General features: G+C 37.5%; 17 protein-coding genes and 1 pseudogene. 16 read left to right on the top strand and 2 right to left on the bottom strand.

The features are described from left to right. Positions 1-16: 16 nt before the first annotated feature. The 12 genes and pseudogenes from pepT (at position 17) to ACEN4L_RS05525 (ending at position 12,200) form a co-directional block, all read left to right on the top strand. Positions 17-1,267 (top strand): peptidase T, encoded by a 1,251-nt coding sequence (gene pepT, locus ACEN4L_RS05580; RefSeq protein ID WP_407096322.1) that lies wholly within the window; start codon positions 17-19, stop codon positions 1,265-1,267. A 289-nt stretch (positions 1,268-1,556) separates the two neighbouring features. Continuing rightward, positions 1,557-1,892 (top strand): annotated as a pseudogene (locus ACEN4L_RS05575) (transaldolase family protein); the annotation flags it as partial. A gap of 226 nt (positions 1,893-2,118) precedes the next feature. Beyond that, positions 2,119-3,132, top strand: coding sequence for a LacI family DNA-binding transcriptional regulator (locus ACEN4L_RS05570; RefSeq protein WP_407096293.1), 1,014 nt, complete (start codon positions 2,119-2,121; stop codon positions 3,130-3,132). Positions 3,133-3,273: 141 nt separating this feature from the next. After that, entirely contained in the window at positions 3,274-3,930 is a 657-nt protein-coding gene (gene rpe, locus ACEN4L_RS05565; RefSeq protein WP_407096294.1) for a ribulose-phosphate 3-epimerase, read from the top strand. Then, positions 3,930-4,382: a ribose 5-phosphate isomerase B gene (gene rpiB / locus ACEN4L_RS05560; protein ID WP_407096295.1), complete on the top strand. Its 453-nt coding sequence runs from the start codon at positions 3,930-3,932 to the stop codon at positions 4,380-4,382. The genes rpe and rpiB overlap by 1 nt, the downstream gene beginning before the upstream one ends. Before the next feature lie 211 nt (positions 4,383-4,593). Then, entirely contained in the window at positions 4,594-5,526 is a 933-nt protein-coding gene (locus tag ACEN4L_RS05555; RefSeq protein ID WP_407096296.1) for a sugar phosphate isomerase/epimerase family protein, read from the top strand. Between the two features lie 31 nt (positions 5,527-5,557). Continuing rightward, on the top strand, positions 5,558-6,940 hold the full coding sequence (locus tag ACEN4L_RS05550) for a PTS transporter subunit EIIC (RefSeq protein ID WP_407096323.1): 1,383 nt from the start codon (positions 5,558-5,560) through the stop codon (positions 6,938-6,940). Positions 6,941-7,031: 91 nt separating this feature from the next. Continuing rightward, on the top strand, positions 7,032-7,769 hold the full coding sequence (locus ACEN4L_RS05545; RefSeq protein ID WP_407096297.1) for a DeoR/GlpR family DNA-binding transcription regulator: 738 nt from the start codon (positions 7,032-7,034) through the stop codon (positions 7,767-7,769). A gap of 763 nt (positions 7,770-8,532) precedes the next feature. Next, positions 8,533-9,060: a hypothetical protein gene (locus ACEN4L_RS05540; protein ID WP_407096298.1), complete on the top strand. Its 528-nt coding sequence runs from the start codon at positions 8,533-8,535 to the stop codon at positions 9,058-9,060. Between the two features lie 21 nt (positions 9,061-9,081). Further along, a complete protein-coding gene (locus tag ACEN4L_RS05535) occupies positions 9,082-10,323 on the top strand; it encodes an efflux RND transporter periplasmic adaptor subunit (RefSeq protein WP_407096299.1) in 1,242 nt (413 codons plus the stop codon). Next, positions 10,316-10,990 (top strand): ABC transporter ATP-binding protein, encoded by a 675-nt coding sequence (locus ACEN4L_RS05530; RefSeq protein ID WP_407096300.1) that lies wholly within the window; start codon positions 10,316-10,318, stop codon positions 10,988-10,990. Before ACEN4L_RS05535 ends, ACEN4L_RS05530 begins: the two co-directional genes overlap by 8 nt. A 4-nt stretch (positions 10,991-10,994) precedes the next feature. Continuing rightward, positions 10,995-12,200, top strand: coding sequence for an ABC transporter permease (locus ACEN4L_RS05525; protein ID WP_407096301.1), 1,206 nt, complete (start codon positions 10,995-10,997; stop codon positions 12,198-12,200). Between the two features lie 483 nt (positions 12,201-12,683). Here the strand turns inward: ACEN4L_RS05525 and ACEN4L_RS05520 are convergent, their stop codons facing one another. Both ACEN4L_RS05520 and ACEN4L_RS05515 read right to left on the bottom strand, forming a co-directional pair. Then, positions 12,684-14,861, bottom strand: a complete 2,178-nt coding sequence (locus ACEN4L_RS05520) for a DNA topoisomerase III (RefSeq protein WP_407096302.1) — start codon at positions 14,859-14,861, stop codon at positions 12,684-12,686. A gap of 156 nt (positions 14,862-15,017) precedes the next feature. Then, positions 15,018-16,109 (bottom strand): AI-2E family transporter, encoded by a 1,092-nt coding sequence (locus ACEN4L_RS05515; protein WP_407096303.1) that lies wholly within the window; start codon positions 16,107-16,109, stop codon positions 15,018-15,020. 742 nt (positions 16,110-16,851) lie between these two features. Here ACEN4L_RS05515 and ACEN4L_RS05510 point away from each other — a divergent pair. The 4 genes from ACEN4L_RS05510 to ACEN4L_RS05495 all read left to right on the top strand — a co-directional run bounded on the left by ACEN4L_RS05510 (position 16,852) and on the right by ACEN4L_RS05495 (position 21,509). Further along, positions 16,852-17,439 (top strand): YdcF family protein, encoded by a 588-nt coding sequence (locus ACEN4L_RS05510; RefSeq protein ID WP_407096304.1) that lies wholly within the window; start codon positions 16,852-16,854, stop codon positions 17,437-17,439. Between the two features lie 145 nt (positions 17,440-17,584). Then, on the top strand, positions 17,585-18,307 hold the full coding sequence (locus tag ACEN4L_RS05505) for a GDSL-type esterase/lipase family protein (RefSeq protein ID WP_407096305.1): 723 nt from the start codon (positions 17,585-17,587) through the stop codon (positions 18,305-18,307). A 288-nt stretch (positions 18,308-18,595) separates the two neighbouring features. Further along, a complete protein-coding gene (locus tag ACEN4L_RS05500) occupies positions 18,596-20,200 on the top strand; it encodes a PTS transporter subunit EIIC (RefSeq protein WP_407096306.1) in 1,605 nt (534 codons plus the stop codon). Then, positions 20,187-21,509: a 6-phospho-alpha-glucosidase gene (locus tag ACEN4L_RS05495; RefSeq protein WP_407096307.1), complete on the top strand. Its 1,323-nt coding sequence runs from the start codon at positions 20,187-20,189 to the stop codon at positions 21,507-21,509. Before ACEN4L_RS05500 ends, ACEN4L_RS05495 begins: the two co-directional genes overlap by 14 nt. Positions 21,510-21,572: the final 63 nt, after the last annotated feature.

The raw sequence follows: 21,572 nt of genomic DNA, 5'->3' as shown, positions 1-21,572 counted from the left end.
AAGAGTAAATATGCCCATGTACCAAAATTTATTAGAACGTTTTATCCGTTATGCGAAAGTGAATACGCGTTCGGACGCAACAAGCAAGACAGTACCTACTACCCAATCACAAGTTGATTTTGCATTGAAGCTGGTTGAAGAGTTGAAACAAATCGGTCTTTCGGACGTGACTTATACTGATGCAAATGGTTTTGTCACGGCGACCTTGCCGGCGAATACAGATAAGGAAATCCCAACGATTGGGTTTATCGCTCACATCGATACAGCTGATTTCAATGCCGAAAATATCCAGCCTTTAGTTCATGAAAACTATGATGGACAAGATGTGGTATTGAATGAGGAGCTGGATATTACGATGGCGGTCAGCGAGTTTCCCAATTTGAAAAATTATGTTGGCGAAACATTGATCACGACAGACGGTACTACCTTGCTGGGGTCTGACGATAAGAGTGGAATGGCTGAGATTATTTCGGCAATGGAATACTTATTGGCTCATCCCGAAATGAAGCATGGCACTGTCCGGGTTGCATTTGGACCGGATGAGGAAATCGGAACGGGAGCTGACTTGTTTGATGTAGAACATTTTGCAGCTGATTTTGCGTATACGCTGGACAGCGGAACTGTAGGCCGGATGGAATACGAAACGTTTAACGCGGCACAAGCAGAGTTGACGATTCAAGGTTCCAGTGTCCATCCCGGTACGGCTTATAACCGGATGGTGAATGCCTTGTCTGTTGCAGCTCAGTTCCATAACTTGCTGCCAGAAGAGGAAGTACCCGAAAAGACCAAAGATTATGAGGGCTTTTATATGCTCAGTCAACAAAAAGGAAACATTGATAAGGTGGAGATGACCTATATCATCCGTGACCACGATACAGAGAAGTTCCAATCGCGGAAGCAGCATTTTCAAGATTTAGTGGACCAGATGAATGCTCAATTCGATTATCCGCGGATTTCATATAAAATGTACGACCAATACTATAATATGGGCGACATCATTAAAAAAGATATGACGCCGGTGCATTTAGCGGAGGACGCAATGAAGGCATTAGGAATCGAGCCTATTGTAGAACCTTTCCGTGGCGGGACAGATGGTTCGAAAATTACGTATAAAGGCTTACCGACGCCTAATATCTTTGTTGGCGGAGAAAACTTTCATGGCAAGTTTGAATTTGTCACATTGGAAGCCATGGAGAAGGCTACAAGTACTATCTTGAAGATTGTTGAGTTGGGTGCGGAAGAAAATACTAGAGCAAAAACTATATAACGCTACTCCAATATGCAAAAATACCGAATGAGAAGTTATCTTCTTGTTCGGTATTTTGTGTTTTTTTGGAAACTAGACTGCGTGTTGGATTGCGCTCTGGAGAATGTTTCTCGTTTCATTGAAAGAAATCTCAAGCTGATTGTCTATACAAATAAAAGCAAAATCGGCTCACCTACGCGTTTAAAATTCTTGTGCTGTCTGTTTATCCAAGATGTTGAACCGCTCCGTATACGGATACTTACTTACGGTGGTGTGAGAGGGCGATAGGTGAATTGACCTCCTAGATTAAGTGAAGGATACTGTAGATGCTTTTGTAGAAGGAACAACAACTATCGTATCTGTTTTCGCAGGACGTATTGCAGATACTGGAGTAGATCCGATTCCAGTAATGAAACAATCTGTGGAAATCTGTCGTCAAAAAGAAGGAACAAAATTACTTTGGGCAAGTTCAAGAGAAGTTCTAAATATTTTTCAAGCAGATGAAGTAGGAGCTGATATTATCACTTGTACACCAGATTTGATTGCGAAACTTAAAAATGTTGGTAAAGATTTAAAAGAACGGTCTTTAGATACTGTAAAAATGTTTAATACGGATATTAAATCTCTTGGTTATAGTATTTTATAAGGTATATAAAGGAAGACCAAAAGAAATAAACTTCAAAAAGCCTTGCAATAATTTGCGAGGTTTTTTTGACAGTCAAGTAATCAAGCAATTTTAAGGTCGCGTTGTATAGAAGAATTATATACATGTTATAAAAAAATTATAAAAGAAAATTAAAGTGCTATTGAATTAATTATTATTTATGATATTATAATTGAGTAAACGATTACTCAAGTGAGGCGAGGTAGCTGTGAAAAAACAACTTTCTATAAAAGATATTGCAAAATTAAGTAATGTATCTACAGCAACAGTCTCAAGGGTTTTAAACAATAACGGACGATTTTCAGAGGAAACGAGAGAGAAAGTCATGTCTGTTGTAAAAGAGTTTGGGTATTCTACCAACTCTGTAGCAAAAACATTACGTGAGCAAAAGTCACATACAATTGGCATGATTGTTCCTGACATCAGCAATGAATTTTTCTCTTCTTTGATTACTAAAATTGAAAGTTACTTTTTTGATAAAGGAATTTCAACTATTATATGCAATACCAATAAAGATGCAGAAAAAGAGAAAGCTTATCTGAAGTCTTTGGATTCTAAATTAGTTGATGGCTTGATTTGTATTTCTGGTCAAGAAGAAATTGATGAAACGCAACTTTCAAGAAATATTCCGATTGTCTGTATTGACCGTCAGCCTAAAGTATCGAGTAATATATCGATCGTTGGCTCAGATCATTCGCAAGGCGGATATAAAGCTACAAAATTGTTGATTGATAAAGGCTGTAGAAGAATTTTGTTGTTAACTAAAGATAATAATTCGACTTCTAGTAATGATCGAATAGAGGGCTATAAAAAAGCTCTCAAAGAGTCTGATTTACCAGTTAATGCAGAGTTGATTGTAAGAGCATCTTCTGAGAAAATGTCAAAATTTGAGACCGCTCAAAAATCGATTGAAGAAGTGCTCGCTAATGGTTTGAAATTTGATGGGATATTTGCGACAAATGATTGGTTAGCGTATGGTGCAGTGCAGATATTGAAGAAAAACCACATCTCAGTTCCTGATGAAGTTAAAGTTGTTGGATTTGATGATGATAGTATCTCTAAATATACTTCACCAAGTATTACGACTATCCATCAAGATGTTAATGGTATTGCTGAAGAAGCAGCGGATATTTTGTATCAACTGATGTCTAAACCGGGGAAAAAATTAAATAAACGGTACATTAATGTTCCTACTAGATTAATCGAAAGAGAAACGACGTAAAAATCGTTTTTTGCCTTTTGAGTAATCGTTTACCCAAAGGTGTTAGACTAAATTGGGATAAAAACTAGAATGTCATATATTTTTTAATCACTTGAGTAATCGTTTACCCAAAAAAATATTGAAATAGAAAGGAAGAAAAAAGTGGAAAAGTTAATATGTCCTTCAATGATGTGTGCAAACTTCGGATCTTTAAAAACAGAAGTTGCTGAGTTAGATCAAGCAGGAACAGATATTTTTCATATCGATATCATGGACGGTGTTTTCGTTCCCAATTATGGAATGGGATTACAAGACTTTGAATTTATTCGCCAAGCAACAAACAAAATGGTAGATGTTCATCTAATGGTGAAAAATCCAGCGGATTATGTTGAAAAATTTGCAGATATGGGAGCGGATATTATTTATTTCCATCCCGAAACAGATGAACATCCTGCAAGAACCTTGGATAAAATCCATGCAAAAGGAAAGAAAGCTGGCATAGCAATTAATCCTGGTACCTCTATTGAAACTATTGGAGAATTGCTGTATCTAGCAGATTATATTTTAGTAATGACTGTAAATCCAGGTTTTGCTGGGCAAAAATATTTAGGCTATGTGGATAATAAAATTGAAAAACTAGTTGCTATGAAAGACGAATACAGCTTTGAAATAGTCGTAGATGGCGCGATATCCAATGAGCGAGTAGAAACATTAGGCAATTTAGGAGTCAAAGGATTTGTATTAGGAACGTCTGCTTTATTTGGAAAAGACGAAAGCTATCAAGAAATTATTCAAACATTAAAAGGAGAGAAAAACTAATGAAATTAGCAATTGGCGGAGATCATGTAGGACAACTACTAAAACCAGAAATTGTAAAATACCTAAAAGAGTTAGGTCATGAGGTAGAAGATTTTGGACCATATTCTACAGAGAGAACAGATTATCCTAAATATGCTGAAAAAGTTGGAACAGAAGTTGCAGCAGGGAATTTTGATGGCGGAATATTGATTTGTGGAACGGGTGTAGGGATTTCTATTGCTGCGAACAAAGTGAAAGGCATTCGTGCGGTAGTGTGCAGTGAACCTTATTCAGCAAAGTTATCGAAAGAGCACAATAATACAAATGTTTTAGCGTTTGGTTCTCGTGTAGTTGGTTTAGATTTAGCTAAGATGATTGTAAAAGAATGGCTAGATGCAGAATTTGAAGGCGGACGTCATGGAAACAGAGTCAATATGATTGAAGATATTGAATGTCGTTATATAGGTGAGTAAGCTGGAATCTAATTTTGCGGTTAGTTTCTCATTTGATTCAATTTAACCAAGTAGTGTTGTGATTGCCGATAATTCAGGTAATCGCAACTCAATTCTGGTCTTTTTTTTGGAAACAAATGGAATAAAATGGAAATAAATGATAAAATATGGTTGAATTTGAAATAGATTGATGCTACACTCTATTTATCAAATGAACTGGAGGATTTATAATATGAAATTAGCTACACGGATCAACTCGTTCTTACCGGTATACGACCACGATCTAAATCAAGTATTTTCAAAATTTAAAAGCTTAGGTCTTACTCATGTGGACTTGAACTACCCAGAGCATGTAAAAGGTTTTTCTGCTTCAGAAATGAAAGCGTTGTTAAGTGGAAATGACTTGGAAGCCAATGGTGTTGCGCTTCGTTTTAGAAACGAGTTCATTAACGGAGAACTTGGTAACTCAGATCAAGAGATTGCTCAGCAGGCATTAGTCTTGTGTAAAGAAGCAGCAGATTATTGCCGTGAAGTAGGAGGTAAAGTGGTAACGATTTGGTTAGGCTTTGATGGTTTTGATTATAGTTTCCAAATCAATTACCAAAAAGTCTGGAATCAATTAGTAAATGCTTTTAAAGAAATAGCAGAATATGCCCCTGATTTGAAAATCAGTATTGAATATAAGCCGTTCCAACCAAGAGCATACGCATTTATCGATAGTATGGGAGTTGCTGGAATGATGTTAAATGACATTGACCGTGAAAATGTGGGAGTTACATTGGATTACTGTCATATGTTAATGAAACATGAAAACCCAGCTTTTGGAGCGGATATTTTTGGTAGCCGGGATAAATTATATGGAGTTCACATCAATGATGGTTATGGCCTTAATGATGATGGGTTAATGATTGCTACAGCAACGCCGTTCAAAACATTGGAATTTTTATACTATGTTAAGAAACACAAGTTTGATGACGCAATCTACTTTGATACATTCCCTATTATTGAACATGCAATAAAAGAAAGTGAACAAAACATTAAGATGATCAAAATGTTAAACGACATGATTGACAAAGTGGGTATGAATATTATCCAAGATATTATTGATCGTAATGATGCAATTGAAGCAAGCGAACTGATGATGAGATTTTTATCAAATAGCTAAACTAAAAAAATGGGGGGCAATGAAAATGGCAATGGATTATAAAAAGGGAGCCAAAGAAATTTTAGAAAACATCGGAGGCAAAGAGAATATTAGTGGTATGACTCACTGTGCAACTCGATTAAGGTTTAATCTAAGAGACACTTCTAAAGCAGATACAGCTGCAGTGGAACAAATTGATGGCGTAGTAAACGTCATCAATAAAGCTGGACAATATCAGATTTTGATTGGTACTGATGTACCTAAGTTATATGCTGAAATGGAGAATTTGGTGGATACTGATCAAACAGTATCTGCTGAACCTATGAAGGCTGACAGATCAGCACAAGGTATTATTGGTTCCATTTTCTCAGCTATTTCAAGTATTTTTGCTCCACTATTACCAGCATTGGCGGGTTCCGGAATTCTAAGAGGATTACTCTTGCTAGCAGTCCAATTAGGTTGGTTAACTGAAACAAATGGGACTTACCAAATATTGTCAGCGGCTTCAATGACAGTATTCTATTTCTTACCGGTATTACTTGCTATAACATCGGCTAGAAGGTTTGGGGCAGATATGTTCATTTCAGCATTAATCGGTGCATCACTATTGCATCCTGATTTTATTGCTTTAATGGGAGACGTTGGTAATGGTGCAACAACTACATTCCTTGGTATTCCAACTGTTTTAATGAATTATAACTCAACAGTTGTTCCAATCATCTTATCTATCTGGATTTTTTCTTATCTCTATAAATGGCTTGACCGAGTAATTCCGGAAACACTTAAACTTGTAGTATTGCCGCTAGTGTCTGTAGTTGTTATGGTACCGTTAACAATTATTGCGATTGGTCCTTTAGGGGTTTACGGTGGAGAAATTATTGCAACTGGGGTTAACTGGTTGATTGCGAGAAGTAGTGTTTTAGCTGGAATTGTAGTCGGTGGTGGCTGGTCTGTCCTAGTAAGTCTTGGAATTCACTGGGCAGTTAATCCAATCATGATTAACAATATTGCTACACATGGTATGGATTATATTGTGCCATTTACATTTGCTTGTAATTTTGCAACAATTGGTACCGCTTTAGGCGTCTTCCTTAAAGCTAAAGACCGCGATATCAAAAACTTTTCAATAACAGGTATAGTGACAATTGCATTGTCAGCCATTATTGAACCAACAGTGTTTGGTCTATTAGTGAAGAACAAAAAAATATTCTTAGCACAAATTATTGGTGGAGCAGTTGGCGGGGCGTATTTAGGTTTAACTAATGTGTACACAAATGCTTTCGTATTTGGAAGCGTTACTACTTTCCCTGCATTTGTAGGCGATACTTCAGCGAACTTTATCAATGCTATGATTGGTCTGGCTATATCGTTAGCGGTATCAGCTGTGATTGCATACTTTGTGACGAGAACAGATGAAAGACTTGTTAAAAACTAAAATAATTTACTATTCCTATCTATAAAGCTTGTCACTTAATCATTTTTATGGAATGATTAGGTGACAAATTCTTTATAGAGGTGAATTTTGAATGATTCCATACGAAAGAAAAACAACAATTTTAAACAAATTAAATGAACAAGACATTGTTACACTTGAGGAACTACAAAAGATACTTTCTGGTGTATCCGTTTCCACTTTAAGGCGTGATTTAAAAGATCTTGAAAAAGCAGGTCATGTAACCTTGTTGCCCGGAGGTGCGGCCAAGTTATTTTCTCGTTCATCAGATATTCCCATGACAAAACGAACTTCTTTAAACCGAAATGAGAAAAAAGATATTGCTCTATTAGCTGCTAAAGAGGTTAAATTTGGGGAAACTATCTATGTAGACTCAGGGTCAACAGGTGAAGAATTATTGTTAGAGTTAGTAAAGAAAAAAATCACTATAATTACCTCGGTCACGAATTTTAAGATTCCTACTCAAGATGTAGAAGCGCAAGTATATTCGCTTGGTGGTTTCGTGAATTTTACGAATAGTTCATTGAAAGGGGATTTAACCATACAAAATATAGAGCATTTTAATTTTGATCGCTCTTTTATTGGAGCAAATGGTGTAGATGCTGAATTCGGTTATACTACTCCTGATTTAAGCGAAGCAATCAAGAAAAGAAAAGTAATCGAAAAATCACAAGAAGTATATTTTGTTTGTGATTCTAGTAAGTTTCATAAGGTTTACATGTCATCTATTGCACCTTTATCAGACTCTGTGCTCATTACTAATGAGAGCGATGAGATAATTAAGGAAAATCTGAAGCAGTTAATATGTTAGTGGCGTTGACATATATCAGTAAATTCGATTAAGAAAGCACACCTACAACTAAATGTTACTGCATTGCGAAGTTAGAGTGAAAATCTAACTTCGTATTTTTTGTAAAGTAAAACAAAAGCGAATAAGTGACTTCAACAACTTCTTGAAATAGTTTGTGATGCAAAAGGTATAATTGTCATACTATATTGAAATCACACAAATGATATTGGTTGCAAAAGGGGCTAGTATCTTATGTAATGAAACAAAAAGGATATCAAACAGCTAAAGTTTATGCAGTTGAATTTAATGTATCTGAGCGGACTATTTTGGAGTTGAAAAGCCCCAACATGGTCAATTTTTTTTAGAAAAGTTGAAATAGTGTAATAAAAATATACCAAAAGACATCAATAAGAAAAGAGGATAGAATTCTTTTTCCTATAGATGTCTTTTAAGGTTACATTTTTACCTTGAATGAATGATACGTTTTGTTTAACGAACAGGAAAGCTTTTTTTGGATGAACAAGCAAATGTCACAGTTTAAGTGGCGTTCTAGTGTTCGATAGAAAGAGATGAAAGTCTATATTATTCTCTCAAAATTCAACGCATCAAATAACCCATTATCTTCAGGAATTACATTGTTATTTTATAAGTAGTTTGTTACAATTTTAACTAGTGTAGCGAAGATTTTGGTTGATTTTAAAGGAAGGAAATTAGAAGAACTCATTACATATCATTTAAAAAGAAATTAATCTAAATTTAGAATACATAAATGGAGGAGTATAAGATGAATCAAGAAATTGAACTGAATCAAAGTAAGAAGTTTCCTAGGGGAGCTGCGGTGATTTTTGCGGTAGTGTCTTTCGTGCTCGGAGTTTATGCGGCTTTTACAGTGGAAGCAGAGTTAGGGTCAGATATGATAGCTGGAGTCAGTATTTTCGGAGGAATTGGCAGTCTGATAACAGGTTTTATTGTTGCAGGAGTGCAATACGCATTTACAATGTTTCCCACACAGTGGATTTCTAAAGAAGAAAACGTCTATCAATATGATATATGGGCAGCTATTTTTTATTCTAGTGCCATTACTTCAGTACTGAATGTATTGATACAACAATTCAATTTACAAGAAAACGTTATTGTAAGCGTATTGCTTAATTTGGCAACAACGGGACTGTTTTTATTCTTTTATTTCTCAGGTGAAGAAAAGGAAAGACAGGTAAAAAAAGCCATGACGATTGTGCAAATAGTGTGGTTAGTATTGGGTCTTATTATCGTTATAGCGGGCTGGATGTTTATGAACAGTCTAGAAATTTAATAGAGAGCAGGATAGACTACAGTGAAAAAAACAACTAAAGAGAAAACAAACCGCTCGTTTTTACAACGCGTTGGAGATAAAAAAGGACTTTTAGCAATAGGCATCATCGGAATAATTGTAATCGTTATCTTAATTGTCCAGTTCTTCCAAAGCTCTGACACGGAGAGTGAAGCAGAGCAATCGTATTCTGTCCACATTGTGAGAGAAGAGGATCCGATTTTATTTGATGGGAAAGTGCAAGCTGCGGAAGTTCAAGAAGAATTTTATGACGCTTCAAAAGGCGTGATCGCTGAAGTACTGGTAGAAAATGGGCAAGAAGTAGAAGAAGGAACAGATTTATTTACCTATACAAATGAAGAAAATCAACAGTTGCTGGATGAACAAAATCGTCAGTATAGCCGCTTAGAAGAACGGTATGCTGAAGCAGAGACAGAACTTGCGAATGCAAGGAAATCATTGAATACAGCAACTGCGAATATGGAAGAAAGCAACCGTCAAATTCAGGCTGCTGGTGAAAACAGTGAAGCAGAGATGATGATTGACCCTGAAGCTGAAGCCGCTCAAAATAAGCTGATGGAAGCTGAAGCAAGCAAAGCAGAGGCGGAAGCAACGATTGAAAGTGCAGAGATGTCGCTGAATGAATTAGCGGATCAGATGGAAGACATCACATATGAAATCGAAAAACTAAGACAAGGGGTTACCACAACGATTCAATCCGATTTTAAAGGGGTGGTGGAACTGAATGAAGCTGATCCTACCAGCTTGCAATTAAGTGAACAGCCTATTGTACGCCTGATGTCGCATGATTTAAAAATTGAATCGTCCGTATCAGAGTATGACTACAATAAGCTTTCAGTAGATAGTCCTGTCGATATTTATTTAATGAACTCTGACCGCCAATTAAAAGGAACGATTGCGAAAATCGATTCATTGCCAATGCAAGCGGCAGCAGAAGGAGCTACTTCTTCTCGCTATCCATTTACCGTTCTTCCGGAAGAAGCGATTCAATACGGCTTTTCTGTCCAAATCGGATACAGTGAAGGCGTGATGTATCTTCCACAAAATGCAGTAATCGAAGAGGAAGATGGCACAAAAGTTGTTTACGTCAATAAAGAGGGTATCGTAGAAAAACGAGAAGTAACAGTCTCAAAAGAAAGCAACTTTTATGTCATTGAATCGGGATTGGCAGTAGAGGAAGAAGTGTTATTAGATCCAGATACGGCTCTTGCAGATGGTGATGAAGTTATGGTGATGTATGATTAAGCTGGAGAAAATCAGAAAAGCCTATAAAGCAGATGATGAGTGGTTTCCTGTGTTGAAAAACATCGATCTTGAAGTCCATAAAGGGGATTTTTTGGCCATTATGGGACCGTCTGGATCAGGGAAATCCACCTTGTTGAATTTGATCGGATTCATTGATCGAAATTACTTGGGCAATTATTATTTAGAAGATGAGATAGTGACTTCTAAAGCAGATAATGATTTATCTAAATTGAGAAATCAGCGAGTAGGATTCGTATTTCAGCATTTTAATTTGATCGAAACCTTGACGATTCGAGAGAATATTGAATTGCCGCTGCTTTACAACGGATGGAACTACCGGCAAACGAAAGAACGAGTAGCGGAATTATTGGAGAAGTTGGGCATCGGAGATAAAGGAAACAAACTGCCGAAACAATTATCCGGTGGACAGCAGCAAAGAGCGGCTATCGCCAGAGCTGTCATCAATAATCCTGATTTCATTATCGCAGATGAGCCGACAGGTGCGTTAGATACGAAAACGTCTACTGATATCATGAATGTCTTTAAGCAGTTAAATGAAGAAGAAGGTGTAACGATCATCCTGGTCACACATGATCCAGGGACCGTAAGCTTTTGCAATCGAGTAGTCCATATGCATGACGGCGTATTGACCGAAGAAGTGAGGTGAGCGTATGAATCCATCAGTTTTTTTTAAAGGTGCTTGGAACGCCTTATGGAAAAATAAAAAACGAAGCTTTTTGACGATGGTTGGTATCGTTATCGGTATTGCGGCTGTCAGTACGATTATGTCTATTGGACGCGGATTTGAAAATTATGTCATGGAATCTTTGAATCCAGACGAAGGAGAACTATTAACAGTTGATGTTCAGTTCATGGCAGAGGATATGGAATGGATGTATGAGACAAATGATCCGTTCTTTTCTGAAATGGACTTGCAGATGATTCGAAATATTCCTGGTGTTCAAGAAGCAGAAATTTATCAAGCGAGCTCCGACTATGCTTCCGTAACTACCCTGGTAGAGGGTGAAGAAACTTACTTGGATGTGGTCATGACTGAGGACAAAGGCAGACCCGTTATTGCGGGCAGACCGATCGATATGTTGGATAACGGGAATGAAAGTCGTGTAGCTGTCGTTCCATTTTCTGTTGTAGAAGATCGATTTGAGACCGAAGATGATGCCGTTGGAAGAGGGATTACATTAGGTGATCAACTTTATACGATCGTAGGAGTCTACGAAAGTGAGTTGGATTCCTCTGGCTTATTAGCTGATTTTATGCCGGAAGAGATTGAACTTCCTAAAAGCAGTTATCAGCGGTATCATGATGCAGACACGATTGAAGATACTGTAACAGTAACTGTCGCAAGAGGCTCACTGCCTTCAGATGTAGCAGCAGAAGCCATTGCTGTACTTGAAGAAGACGGATCTATGCGGACAATGGGAACCTATGAACATTTTGATATGTCTGCTTTAGACGATGGCATTTCAGAAGTGTTAGGGGGAATTACCCTATTTATTGCCAGTGTAGCCGGAATATCTCTGTTTATTGCAGGAATTGGTGTGATGAATATGATGTACATCTCCGTTTCGGAGCGAACGAAAGAAATCGGTATTCGTCGTGCATTAGGTGCTTCTCAAAGCAGCATCCGCGCACAATTTGTGTTAGAAGGGGTATTGATGACTAGTATCGGGGGAGTCATCGGCTACTTATTAGGTCTATTATTTTCTTCTATCGCGGCAGCGCTATTGCCGTTTTCTGTCGGAGTGGACCTGGTTACTGTTTTGATTTCTCTAGGCGTTTCTTCCTTGGTTGGTCTGATTTTCAGTTATGCACCGGCTAATGCAGCCAGCAAGAAAGAGATCATTGAAATCATCTAGGAGATAAATAACAAGTTGAAGAACTTTTAGAATGGCTAAGACTCGAATGGGAGAGGAAACTCTTTTATTCGAGCTTTTTATTATTTATGCTTACCCTTGTTATAGTCTTTTGCAATCGGAAAAATCCCTCTTTGAGACAGTTTAGATGTCTCAAAGAGGGATTTTTAGGTTCTGTAATATACAAGTGGTTCAAGAATAACTAACGGGTCCTTTGGGCGATCATTTATTCACGAGAAAACAAGGTATTTCTCATCACTCTATCCTTAAACACTGCTGAAATAGTAAGAAAACGAGCCTGATATAGTTAGGGCGACTGTTGTTTTAGTTTATTCGTCAAGTGAGAGTCCATTTAATGTCCACTTGATGAATAACTCTATTTTATTAGTCGAGTGAGCATTCAATTTAATGCCACTTAATTAGTAAACTCACTTTATTGATCAAGTAAGAGCTGTTTCAATACTCACTTGATCAATTACCCTTCGTTCACTCGTCAAATGTTAACCCCTTCAACGCATCAAACAATCCATTGTCTTCGGGTTCTTCTTGTTTTTGTTTCTTCAAATATTTTTGAACGGTTCTCTTATCTGCTTTTCCAGAACCCGATTGATCACGGCGTTTCTTGAATGCAGATAATTTTTCGCGGTATCCACATGAACAAGTAAAGATTTGGCCGTCTCCTTCACCGCTGAGAGTCATTTTTTTCTTGCAATTCGGGCAGCGTGCATTGGATTGTCTAGAGACGTTTTTGCGATAGCCGCATTCGCGATCTTGGCACACTAGCATTTTGCCTTTTTTGCCATTGACTTCCAACATTGGTTTTCCACAGTCGGGGCATGATTTGGTGGACAAGTTCTCGTGGCGGAATTTACCGTCTGTTTGTTTGATCTCAGTGACCAGTTCGTTGGTGAATTTTTTGATGTCGCCTACGAACTGGTCTTTTTTCAATTTACCATTGGCGATGGCTTCTAATTGTTGTTCCCACTCTGCAGTTAATTCAGGCGACTTCAAGTCTGCGGGTACTAACTCTAAAAGTTGTTTCCCTTTGGACGTGACATGGATGTTGTTGCCTTTTTTCTCGATCAAGAACGACTTGAACAATTTGTCGATGATGTCTGCTCGAGTGGCTACTGTTCCAAGTCCGCCTGTTGCTTTCAGTGTTTTAGACAAAGCTTGATCTTTTTGAACCATGTATTGTCCAGGATTTTCCATAGCTGTCAGCAAAGTAGCTTCGTTAAAGTAAGCCGGAGCTTTTGTTTTACCTGTAGTCTCATTGATATACGAAACATTTAATGTATCGCCTGCTTTAATAGAAGAAAGAGCTTTTCCAGAAATATCTTCTTTGGCACCTGCATCAGTGATAACTTCTTTCCAACCTAATTTAGTCACAGTTTTGCCTTTGGCGGTAAAAGTCTCTGAACCGATAGTAGCGGTCAAAGTAAACTGTTCGTATTCATGAGCAGGCAATAAGACAGCGAAGAATCGCTTCACGACTAAGTCATAGATGTGGCGCTCTTTAGCTGATAATTGTTGCAAAGGCACGACTTGTTCTGTCGGAATAATCGCGTGATGATCTGATACCTTTTGATCGTTGACGTAGGATGCTTGTGCTTTAATCGGTTGATTCAACAATTTTTTAGCGATCGTTTTGTAGTCGCCGTGAGCACTAACTTTGATCCGATCTTTTAATGTCGGTACGATATCTGTCGTCAAATAACGGGAATCGGTCCGTGGATAAGTCAACACTTTATGCTGCTCATACAATTTTTGCATCAGGTTCAATGTTTCTTTAGCTGAATAACCGTACGATTGATAAGCATCTCTCTGCAGTTCCGTTAAATCGTACAAAGCAGGAGGGAACGTCTTTTTAGGTTTCTTTACCACGTTGGTCACGACAGCGTTTTTGCCATCAAGCGTGTGGACCAATTGGCTGATTTTCTGTTGATCAAATGTTTTTGTGTCTTTTGTTTTTTGATCTTGCCAGCCCAGTTTTAAGGATAAGTCTGTAGTAGCATCTGCTCCGTAAAACGTTTTTGGTTTGAACTGGTTAATCTCTTCTTCGCGTTGCGCAATGATTTGAACCACTGGTGTCTGAACTCTACCGCAATTCAATTGGGCATTGTATTTGGTCGTCAATGCACGGCTGGCGTTCAATCCGATATACCAGTCTGCTTGGGAACGAGCCACGGCAGCTTGAAAAAGCGTCTCGTAATTTTTAGCGGGCTTCAAGTTTTTAAAACCTTCTTTGATCGCTTTATCGGTAATGGAAGATATCCACAGGCGCTTCATCGGTTTGTGGACATTGGCTTTTTCAATGATCCAACGAGCAACCAATTCCCCTTCACGACCAGCATCTGTTGCAATGATAACCTCCGATACGTCTTTACGTTTCAGTTGCGATTTAACTGCATTGAACTGACTGCCAGAGTTGCGGATGACCGTCAACTTCATATCGTCAGGCAACATCGGCAAATCATTCAAATTCCAGGTTTTGTACTTTTGGTCATAGGTCTCGGGATCCGCTAATGTCACTAAATGTCCTAGCGCCCAAGTAACAATGTATTGATCTCCTTCAAAGTAGCCTTTCCCCTTTTGGGTACTGCCAAGCACACGAGCAATATCGCGCCCCACAGACGGCTTCTCTGCTAAAACTAAACTTTTCATGTAAGAACTCCTCTAATGATTATTGTATTTACTTAGTATAGCATAATCGGTGAATGGGGTATTGGGTTCAAAGGTGTATTTAATCTTAAATATATTCCATCAAAAAAAGCCTATTAGTGATGACTAGGCTTCCTTTCAAAATTAAATTCTTATACGTTACATGGTTTGTTGTTTTACAGCGCTTCGATTATTTTTAACATAAGTGATGACTGTTTTAATGACAGCAAAAGCTGGAACTCCAAAAATGATTCCAACAATTCCCAGCATCTTTCCTGCTACTAATAAAATGATAATAATCGTTAAGGGATGAATAGCTAAAGATTTTCCGACAAACTTTGGTGTCAGTAAATTAGCGTCTAATTGTTGAACAATGAGTATGAGTAAGGTTGTTAAGACAGCTGCTGTCGGAGAAATAGTAAAGGCCACAATGACTGCAGGCACACCACCGATAAAAGGACCAACATAAGGAATAAGATTGGTGAATCCATTAATAATGGCTAATAATAACGTGTAAGGAACTCCAATGAGTAAAAAGCCAAAATAGAGTAATGCAGCAACGACGATACTTGCTAATCCTTTTCCACTGATGTAGGCGGTAATCACCTCATTTGTCAGATGCAACAATTCAAAAACATGTTTTTGATACTTATCAGGAAATAGGTGGGTAACAGATAGCTGCAATTTATTACCGTCATGGAACATATAAATTAAAATAATTGGGATTGTAATCAAGACAATTGTTAGGTTAGCTAGTTTTCCAATTATTAAACTGATGCTGGATGTGATATTAGATAAAAATGTTTTGGACAAAGCATTCAATGAAAGGTTTAACTGATTCAAAGTTTCTTCTACGTTCACATTGTCCAATGAAGATAAAAAGGCTAGGTCTTTAGTTTGAGCTTCAATATCAGAAATAATAGTAGGGATATTATCAATTAGGTCGGATAGCTGATTCATAAGAAGAGGGACCATACTGATGATAAAAATAGTAGCTCCACTAAGAAATAAAACCATGACTAAGAGAATAGCGAAACTGCGTTTGATTTTTAATTTTTCAATGAGATTGATTAAAGGATTCAACAAGTAAAATAAAAATCCTGCACTTAAAACTGGGATAAACAATGTCGAAAACAAAACAAATATGGGTTGGAAAACAAAGCTTATTTGAGTTGCATAGTGAACGATTAGAACAACGGCTAAAATCCACAGTGTCCAAAATAGTAATTTTGAAGATTTAAAAGTATTCATAAAATATGCTCCTTCTTAAGATAGTGTTGTTAAATATAATCTTGCGTGAATTTAGCCATAATTGAATCTTATAAGAGTTAAAAAGTCATCAAAAATAATTGATTAGTGATCATTCAATTATCTGCTGTCTTTAAGGACGTTTTAGTTTAAATGGGCACTATTTTTTCAGAATCCCTAGTTACTAAAAGATTTTCATTATTGATTTTCACTTGTGTAACATAAATACATTATTTAGAAAAAGAAGGGTATTGTTCTGCTAGATTAATATAGAGCTAGCTTTTTTGGAATTAGCAGCAGATGTTTTATCAAATAATTCATTTGATATCTCTATTATAAGATACTCGACCTACAATGTATCCAATAATTTTAGTTATTTCAATATGCTCTGACATTGCTTATTCTGCTTCTGTTCTGCTTTAGAAAATCTTGGTTTTTCAACAGCCCTGATTTTTCCTCATTTATTATTATTTGATCGTTCAAATTGAATGTTATATGTGATGCATGGATTTGTGACTTGTGAGGACAAAAGGATTAAATCAGTTGCTTGATTTGAATTGTTTGTTTAATATAAGCTTCAACTTAGAATACCTATTAAGGAGAAATAGCATTTTCCCGTGAGTCCTTTCCAAGACTCATTATTCTAGAACATCCCGCAGAAACCAAGCGAAATTTTTGTTAAAAATGAAATAAGGAATTTGAAGCCAGAAATGGATTCTGAAATATATATTACGAGGAGAACAGAATGAAAAAAAAATTTTTTATTTTTATAGGCGTTATTCTGTTTATTTGCTTAGTTCTTGGCGTGAGTTATCCGATTATTCTAAATAACCTTATTGTTGATGAAGAGCCTGTACTGTCGGATGTGGTTATTGTACCAGAGGGGCAAGAATATGTGAGAGCTTATAAGGCTGCAGAGTTATTGAGCGAAGGATATAGTGTTTCAGGCAAAGTGATCGTTTCGCCCATAACTGAAGCAAATGTAGAGGGATATAAAGAATTCGGAGTTGAGCCTCAACAGGTTATTCCTGAGTCTGAAGCTACCAGCACCTATGAAAATGCTGTTAATACCTTAGAAATGATGAATGAAGAAGGCTATGATTCAGCGATTGTCGTGTCTTCAGATTATCATATGCTGCGGACAAAAATGATTTATGAACGGGTCAATCGCAGTTATGATTTTGATTTGACGTATGTGGCAGCTTATCAGGTGGTTGATGGGGAGTTTGTTCCATGGTATGAAGCGGGTACTGGATTGCAGAAAGTTGCTAATCGAGAGTTTTGGAAATATTGGGGCTATTTGCTAAGGCTGTACCATTTCATTAATTTGTGAGAATCTGTTGAAGGATTAGTACATATTGCTGAAATGGTATGGCTTTTTTTGATGGATAGTAAGCAGAGTTCAAGCTAAATCCTAGCTGAATTAAATGTGCGGGTTTAATATGATATAGGAAGATAGTGAAATTGGAGGACTTAGTGTGTTAAAGAAGAATATGTTTAGAGTTTCTATATTTTTTAATCTAGTTATTATTGTGCTGGGAGTAGTAGTGTTTTTTAAACAAGGTGGTTGGGTGTATTTTGCAAATGGTCCCTCTAAAGTTTCTGCGGACCAACCGGATGTAGATCCCATCGTAGAGATCAAGCAAGACAATTTCGAGCTGGGAGACAAGCAATCCAAAGAAGTGGTATTTGCTGGAGACAGCCAGACGGATTATTTTGAATGGAGCGAATATTTTAGCGAGGTGTCTGTTGCGAATAGAGGCATCAGCGGAGATACGTCTGAAGGGTTGTTGAAACGGATCAATCAAGTGACTAAATTGAATCCCAAAAAAGTATTTCTTTTGATCGGAATCAACGACATCCAGCAAGATATTCCTGTAGAAACGATTGTAAAAAATTACATTAATATTATCAAATCGATTAAAGAAGCCAAAACTGAAACGCAGGTTTATGTGCAAAGTGTCTTTCCGGTTGCTGGAGATTTGTATGAGAACAATCAATACAAACGAAGCGAGTCCATAAATGAAGCTGTGGCTGAATTGAATAAGAGATTGGCTCAATTGGAAGGCGTAACTTTTATAAATATTGCGGATCAATTCGGGAACGAATTGGCTGAAGAGTATACTGTTGACGGTTTGCATTTGAGTAAAGAAGGTTATGAGGTTTGGTTGAGTGAGATTGAGGAGTACGTAAGGAAGTAAGTTCCAGCATATCAACTTCGCTCTATGGAAGACATCAATGATATCTTTGAAGAAATGGAAGCTGGAAAGATCAAAGGACGCATGGTCATCGATTTGAAAAAATAGTTTGAATAGGGGTAAGGGAAAGCTGACATGAAAATTGTCGGCTTTTTTGTACAATAACACCCTTTTGTGTACAAATATCAAACCTGTATCCTTGTTTCAAAAGCCTTGCGAAATATTGTAATCGTTTTCTGTTGTGGTTATAGTTAAGACATAGATAGGACATAACAAGGGGAGGTTTTTTTAATGAAAGATTTCTTGCAGAAGTTGGGCAAGTCATTGATGATGCCGATTTCTATTATAGCTGCGGCTGGGATATTCTTAGGGCTAGGTTCTGTTTTACAAAATCCTGAGATCGTTGGAGAGAATTTTATTTCTTTTGAATTTGTCCAAAATATTATTGGTTTTATCCGTGCATTAGCGGGAGCTTTGTTTGGCAACTTACCAATTTTATTTGGAGTAGCAGTAGCTATTGGATTGGCTAAGAAAGAAAAAACGACTGCAGCTTTTTCAGCAGTAATTGGATTTATCTTATTCCATATTACATTAAATTATATTTTAGGACTGGATGGCCTAACTGCGGAGACTACATCGATTGATTACTTAGTAGCTAATGGGTCATCACAATTGGCAGCGACTCAAATAGCTTCTAAATATGAATTAGTATTAGGCATTTTCACTTTGAGAATGAATGTGTTTGGTGGAATCCTGACCGGACTGTTAGTTGCAGCACTGCATAACCGTTTTTACAATATCGAATTGCCAATGGCTATCAGCTTCTTTGGCGGTAAACGATTTGTTCCTATTATTACCACAGTAGTTACACCTATCTTAGCTTTATTGATGTATTTTGTTTGGCCGATTTTAGGAAGCGGAATTGAAGGATTAGGAAATATCATTGCTCAAGCAGGCGCTTTAGGAACATTCTTATTCGGTTTTCTTGAGAGATTATTGGTACCTACAGGACTACACCATATCTTAAATCAATTGGTACGCTTTACACCGATTGGCGGGGTAGCAATGATTGATGGGGAACAAACTGTTGGTGCATTGAATATCTTTAATACTCTTTTAGCTCAAGATAGTCCAGACTTGAATATTATGGCTGAAGCAACTCGGTTCTTAGCTCAAGGAAAAATCCCTTTTATGGTATTTGGGCTTCCAGCTGCTTGTTATGCAATGTATAAAACTTCTAGAGACGGAGAGAAAAAGAAAGTCAAAGGGTTATTGTATGCGGCAGCGTTGGCAAGTTTTACTACTGGTATTACTGAACCGATTGAGTTTGCATTTATCTTTGTTTCTCCAATACTTTATGTGTTCCATGCGTTCATGGCAGGGATCTCATTCTTACTGATGGATGTATTTGGAGTCATTATTGGAAATGTGCAAGGTGGAGTTATTGACCTGACTGTCTTTGGTGTTTTCCAAGGACTAGATACAAGATGGTTTGCAGCAGTAATAGTTGGGGTTTTATATGCATTCGCATACTACTTTGTTTTCAAAACCGTCATCTTAAAGCAAAATGTCCAAACTCCTGGTCGTGAAGCTTTAACAGATAGTGAGGGAAATATCGAAGGCAAAGACGTTGTTGTTAAAGACGATGGTGATTTAGGATATACAATTGTAAATGCTTTAGGCGGAAAAGAAAATATTAAAGAAATTGAAAACTGTTTTACTCGCTTGCGTTTGGTTTTAGGAGATGCCACTGTGGCTGATGAAAAAGCATTAAAAGCAACTGGCGCTGCAGGGATTGTCCGAATAGACGATACTCATCTTCAAGTTATATATGGACCGCAAGTAGAGGGAATAGCATTAAAAGTAAAAGGAGCTGCTGATTTTGAAGAAAAATAATATTGTATTAGTTGGTGGGGGTTCTACATGGACTCCAGGGATTTTAAAAGCAATGACCACTCACTTGGACCGTTTTGGATTAAACCGAGTAGTGTTGTACGATACAGATGGAGATCGTCAATCGGTCATCGGAGAGTTTGCAAAAATTTTATTTGCTGAAGAAGCGCCAGGCGTGGAAATGACGTATACGACTGATAAAGAAGAAGCATATAAAGATGTGGATTTCGTTTTTTGTCAAATGCGTACTGGTGGTTATGCGATGCGTGAAAAGGATGAAAAGATTCCTTTGAGTCTAGGGGTTATTGGACAGGAGACTTGTGGTCCGGGCGGTTTTGCTTATGGATTGCGCTCGATCCGTGACATGGTGGAAATGGTCAAAGACGTCCGTCGTTTAAGTCCAGATGCTTGGATTCTGAATTACACGAATCCTGCTGCGATCGTTGGATTAGCTTTAAACAAAATTTTTCCAGAAGACAAACGCATTTTGAATATTTGTGATCAACCAGTAAACTTATTGCGTTCGTATGCTAAGTTGATTGATTACGATGTAGATAAATTTGAACCTGTATACTTTGGATTGAACCATTTTGGATGGTTCACGAATATCTATGATGAAAATGGGCATGACGTAGCGCCTAAAATCAAAGAAGTGGTATTGAATGGTGGGTTCAAGCCAGTAGATGCAGAACAGCGGGATAAGTCTTGGTTGGAAACCTATGCTATGGTAGAGGATATGCTGCGCGACTTCCCAGATTACTTGCCAAACACATATTTACAATATTATTTGTACCCAGATTACAAATTAGCTCATCTAGATCCAAATTATACTCGTACAGATGAAGTAAGGGCTGGTCGTGAGAAGAAAGTGTTTGAAGAGTGCAGACGAATCGTTGAGAATGGGACAGCAAGAGACTCTCATGTAGTGCACAATGATGCTCATGGAGATATGATGGTAGAAGTAGCCGCATCCATTGCCAATAATTTGCGCAAAACGTATGTCGTGATTGTTCCCAACAATGGAATCGTATCTAATTTGCCAAATGATGTAATGATCGAAGTAGCTGCTTCTCTTGGTGCAAATGGACCAGCTCCTTATGCAGTTGGAGAAATTGGAACCTTCTATAAAGGCTTGATCGAAGGACAACATGCCTTTGAAAAGTTGACAGTTGAAGCTTACTTGGAAGGTTCTTATACGAAAGCTTTGCAAGCATTGACGATCAATCGGACAGTGGTCAACGCTAAAAAAGCGCGCGAGGTTTTAGATGCTCTAATTGAAGCAAATAAAGAATATTGGCCAGAATTGAAGTAATACGATAACTTAGAAAAGGTGGAGCGTTCAAATGAGCCTCCACTTTTCTTGTGTTATGCTCTG

It is taken from the genome of Desemzia sp. FAM 23988 (assembly GCF_045528365.1).
Classification (GTDB): Bacteria; Bacillota; Bacilli; order Lactobacillales; family Carnobacteriaceae; genus Desemzia.
This window is presented reverse-complemented; position numbering and strand designations above follow the sequence as displayed.

Coding starts and splice junctions, on each gene's coding strand:
- pepT (WP_407096322.1), top strand. CDS start 17: ATGTACCAAAATTTATTAGAACGTTTTATCCGTTATGCGAAAGTGAAT.
- rpiB (WP_407096295.1), top strand. CDS start 3,930: ATGAAATTAGCAATTGGCGGAGATCATGTAGGACAACTACTAAAACCA.
- ACEN4L_RS05555 (WP_407096296.1), top strand. CDS start 4,594: ATGAAATTAGCTACACGGATCAACTCGTTCTTACCGGTATACGACCAC.
- ACEN4L_RS05550 (WP_407096323.1), top strand. CDS start 5,558: ATGGATTATAAAAAGGGAGCCAAAGAAATTTTAGAAAACATCGGAGGC.
- ACEN4L_RS05545 (WP_407096297.1), top strand. CDS start 7,032: ATGATTCCATACGAAAGAAAAACAACAATTTTAAACAAATTAAATGAA.
- ACEN4L_RS05540 (WP_407096298.1), top strand. CDS start 8,533: ATGAATCAAGAAATTGAACTGAATCAAAGTAAGAAGTTTCCTAGGGGA.
- ACEN4L_RS05530 (WP_407096300.1), top strand. CDS start 10,316: ATGATTAAGCTGGAGAAAATCAGAAAAGCCTATAAAGCAGATGATGAG.
- ACEN4L_RS05525 (WP_407096301.1), top strand. CDS start 10,995: ATGAATCCATCAGTTTTTTTTAAAGGTGCTTGGAACGCCTTATGGAAA.
- ACEN4L_RS05520 (WP_407096302.1), bottom strand. CDS start 14,861: ATGAAAAGTTTAGTTTTAGCAGAGAAGCCGTCTGTGGGGCGCGATATT.
- ACEN4L_RS05515 (WP_407096303.1), bottom strand. CDS start 16,109: ATGAATACTTTTAAATCTTCAAAATTACTATTTTGGACACTGTGGATT.
- ACEN4L_RS05510 (WP_407096304.1), top strand. CDS start 16,852: ATGAAAAAAAAATTTTTTATTTTTATAGGCGTTATTCTGTTTATTTGC.
- ACEN4L_RS05500 (WP_407096306.1), top strand. CDS start 18,596: ATGAAAGATTTCTTGCAGAAGTTGGGCAAGTCATTGATGATGCCGATT.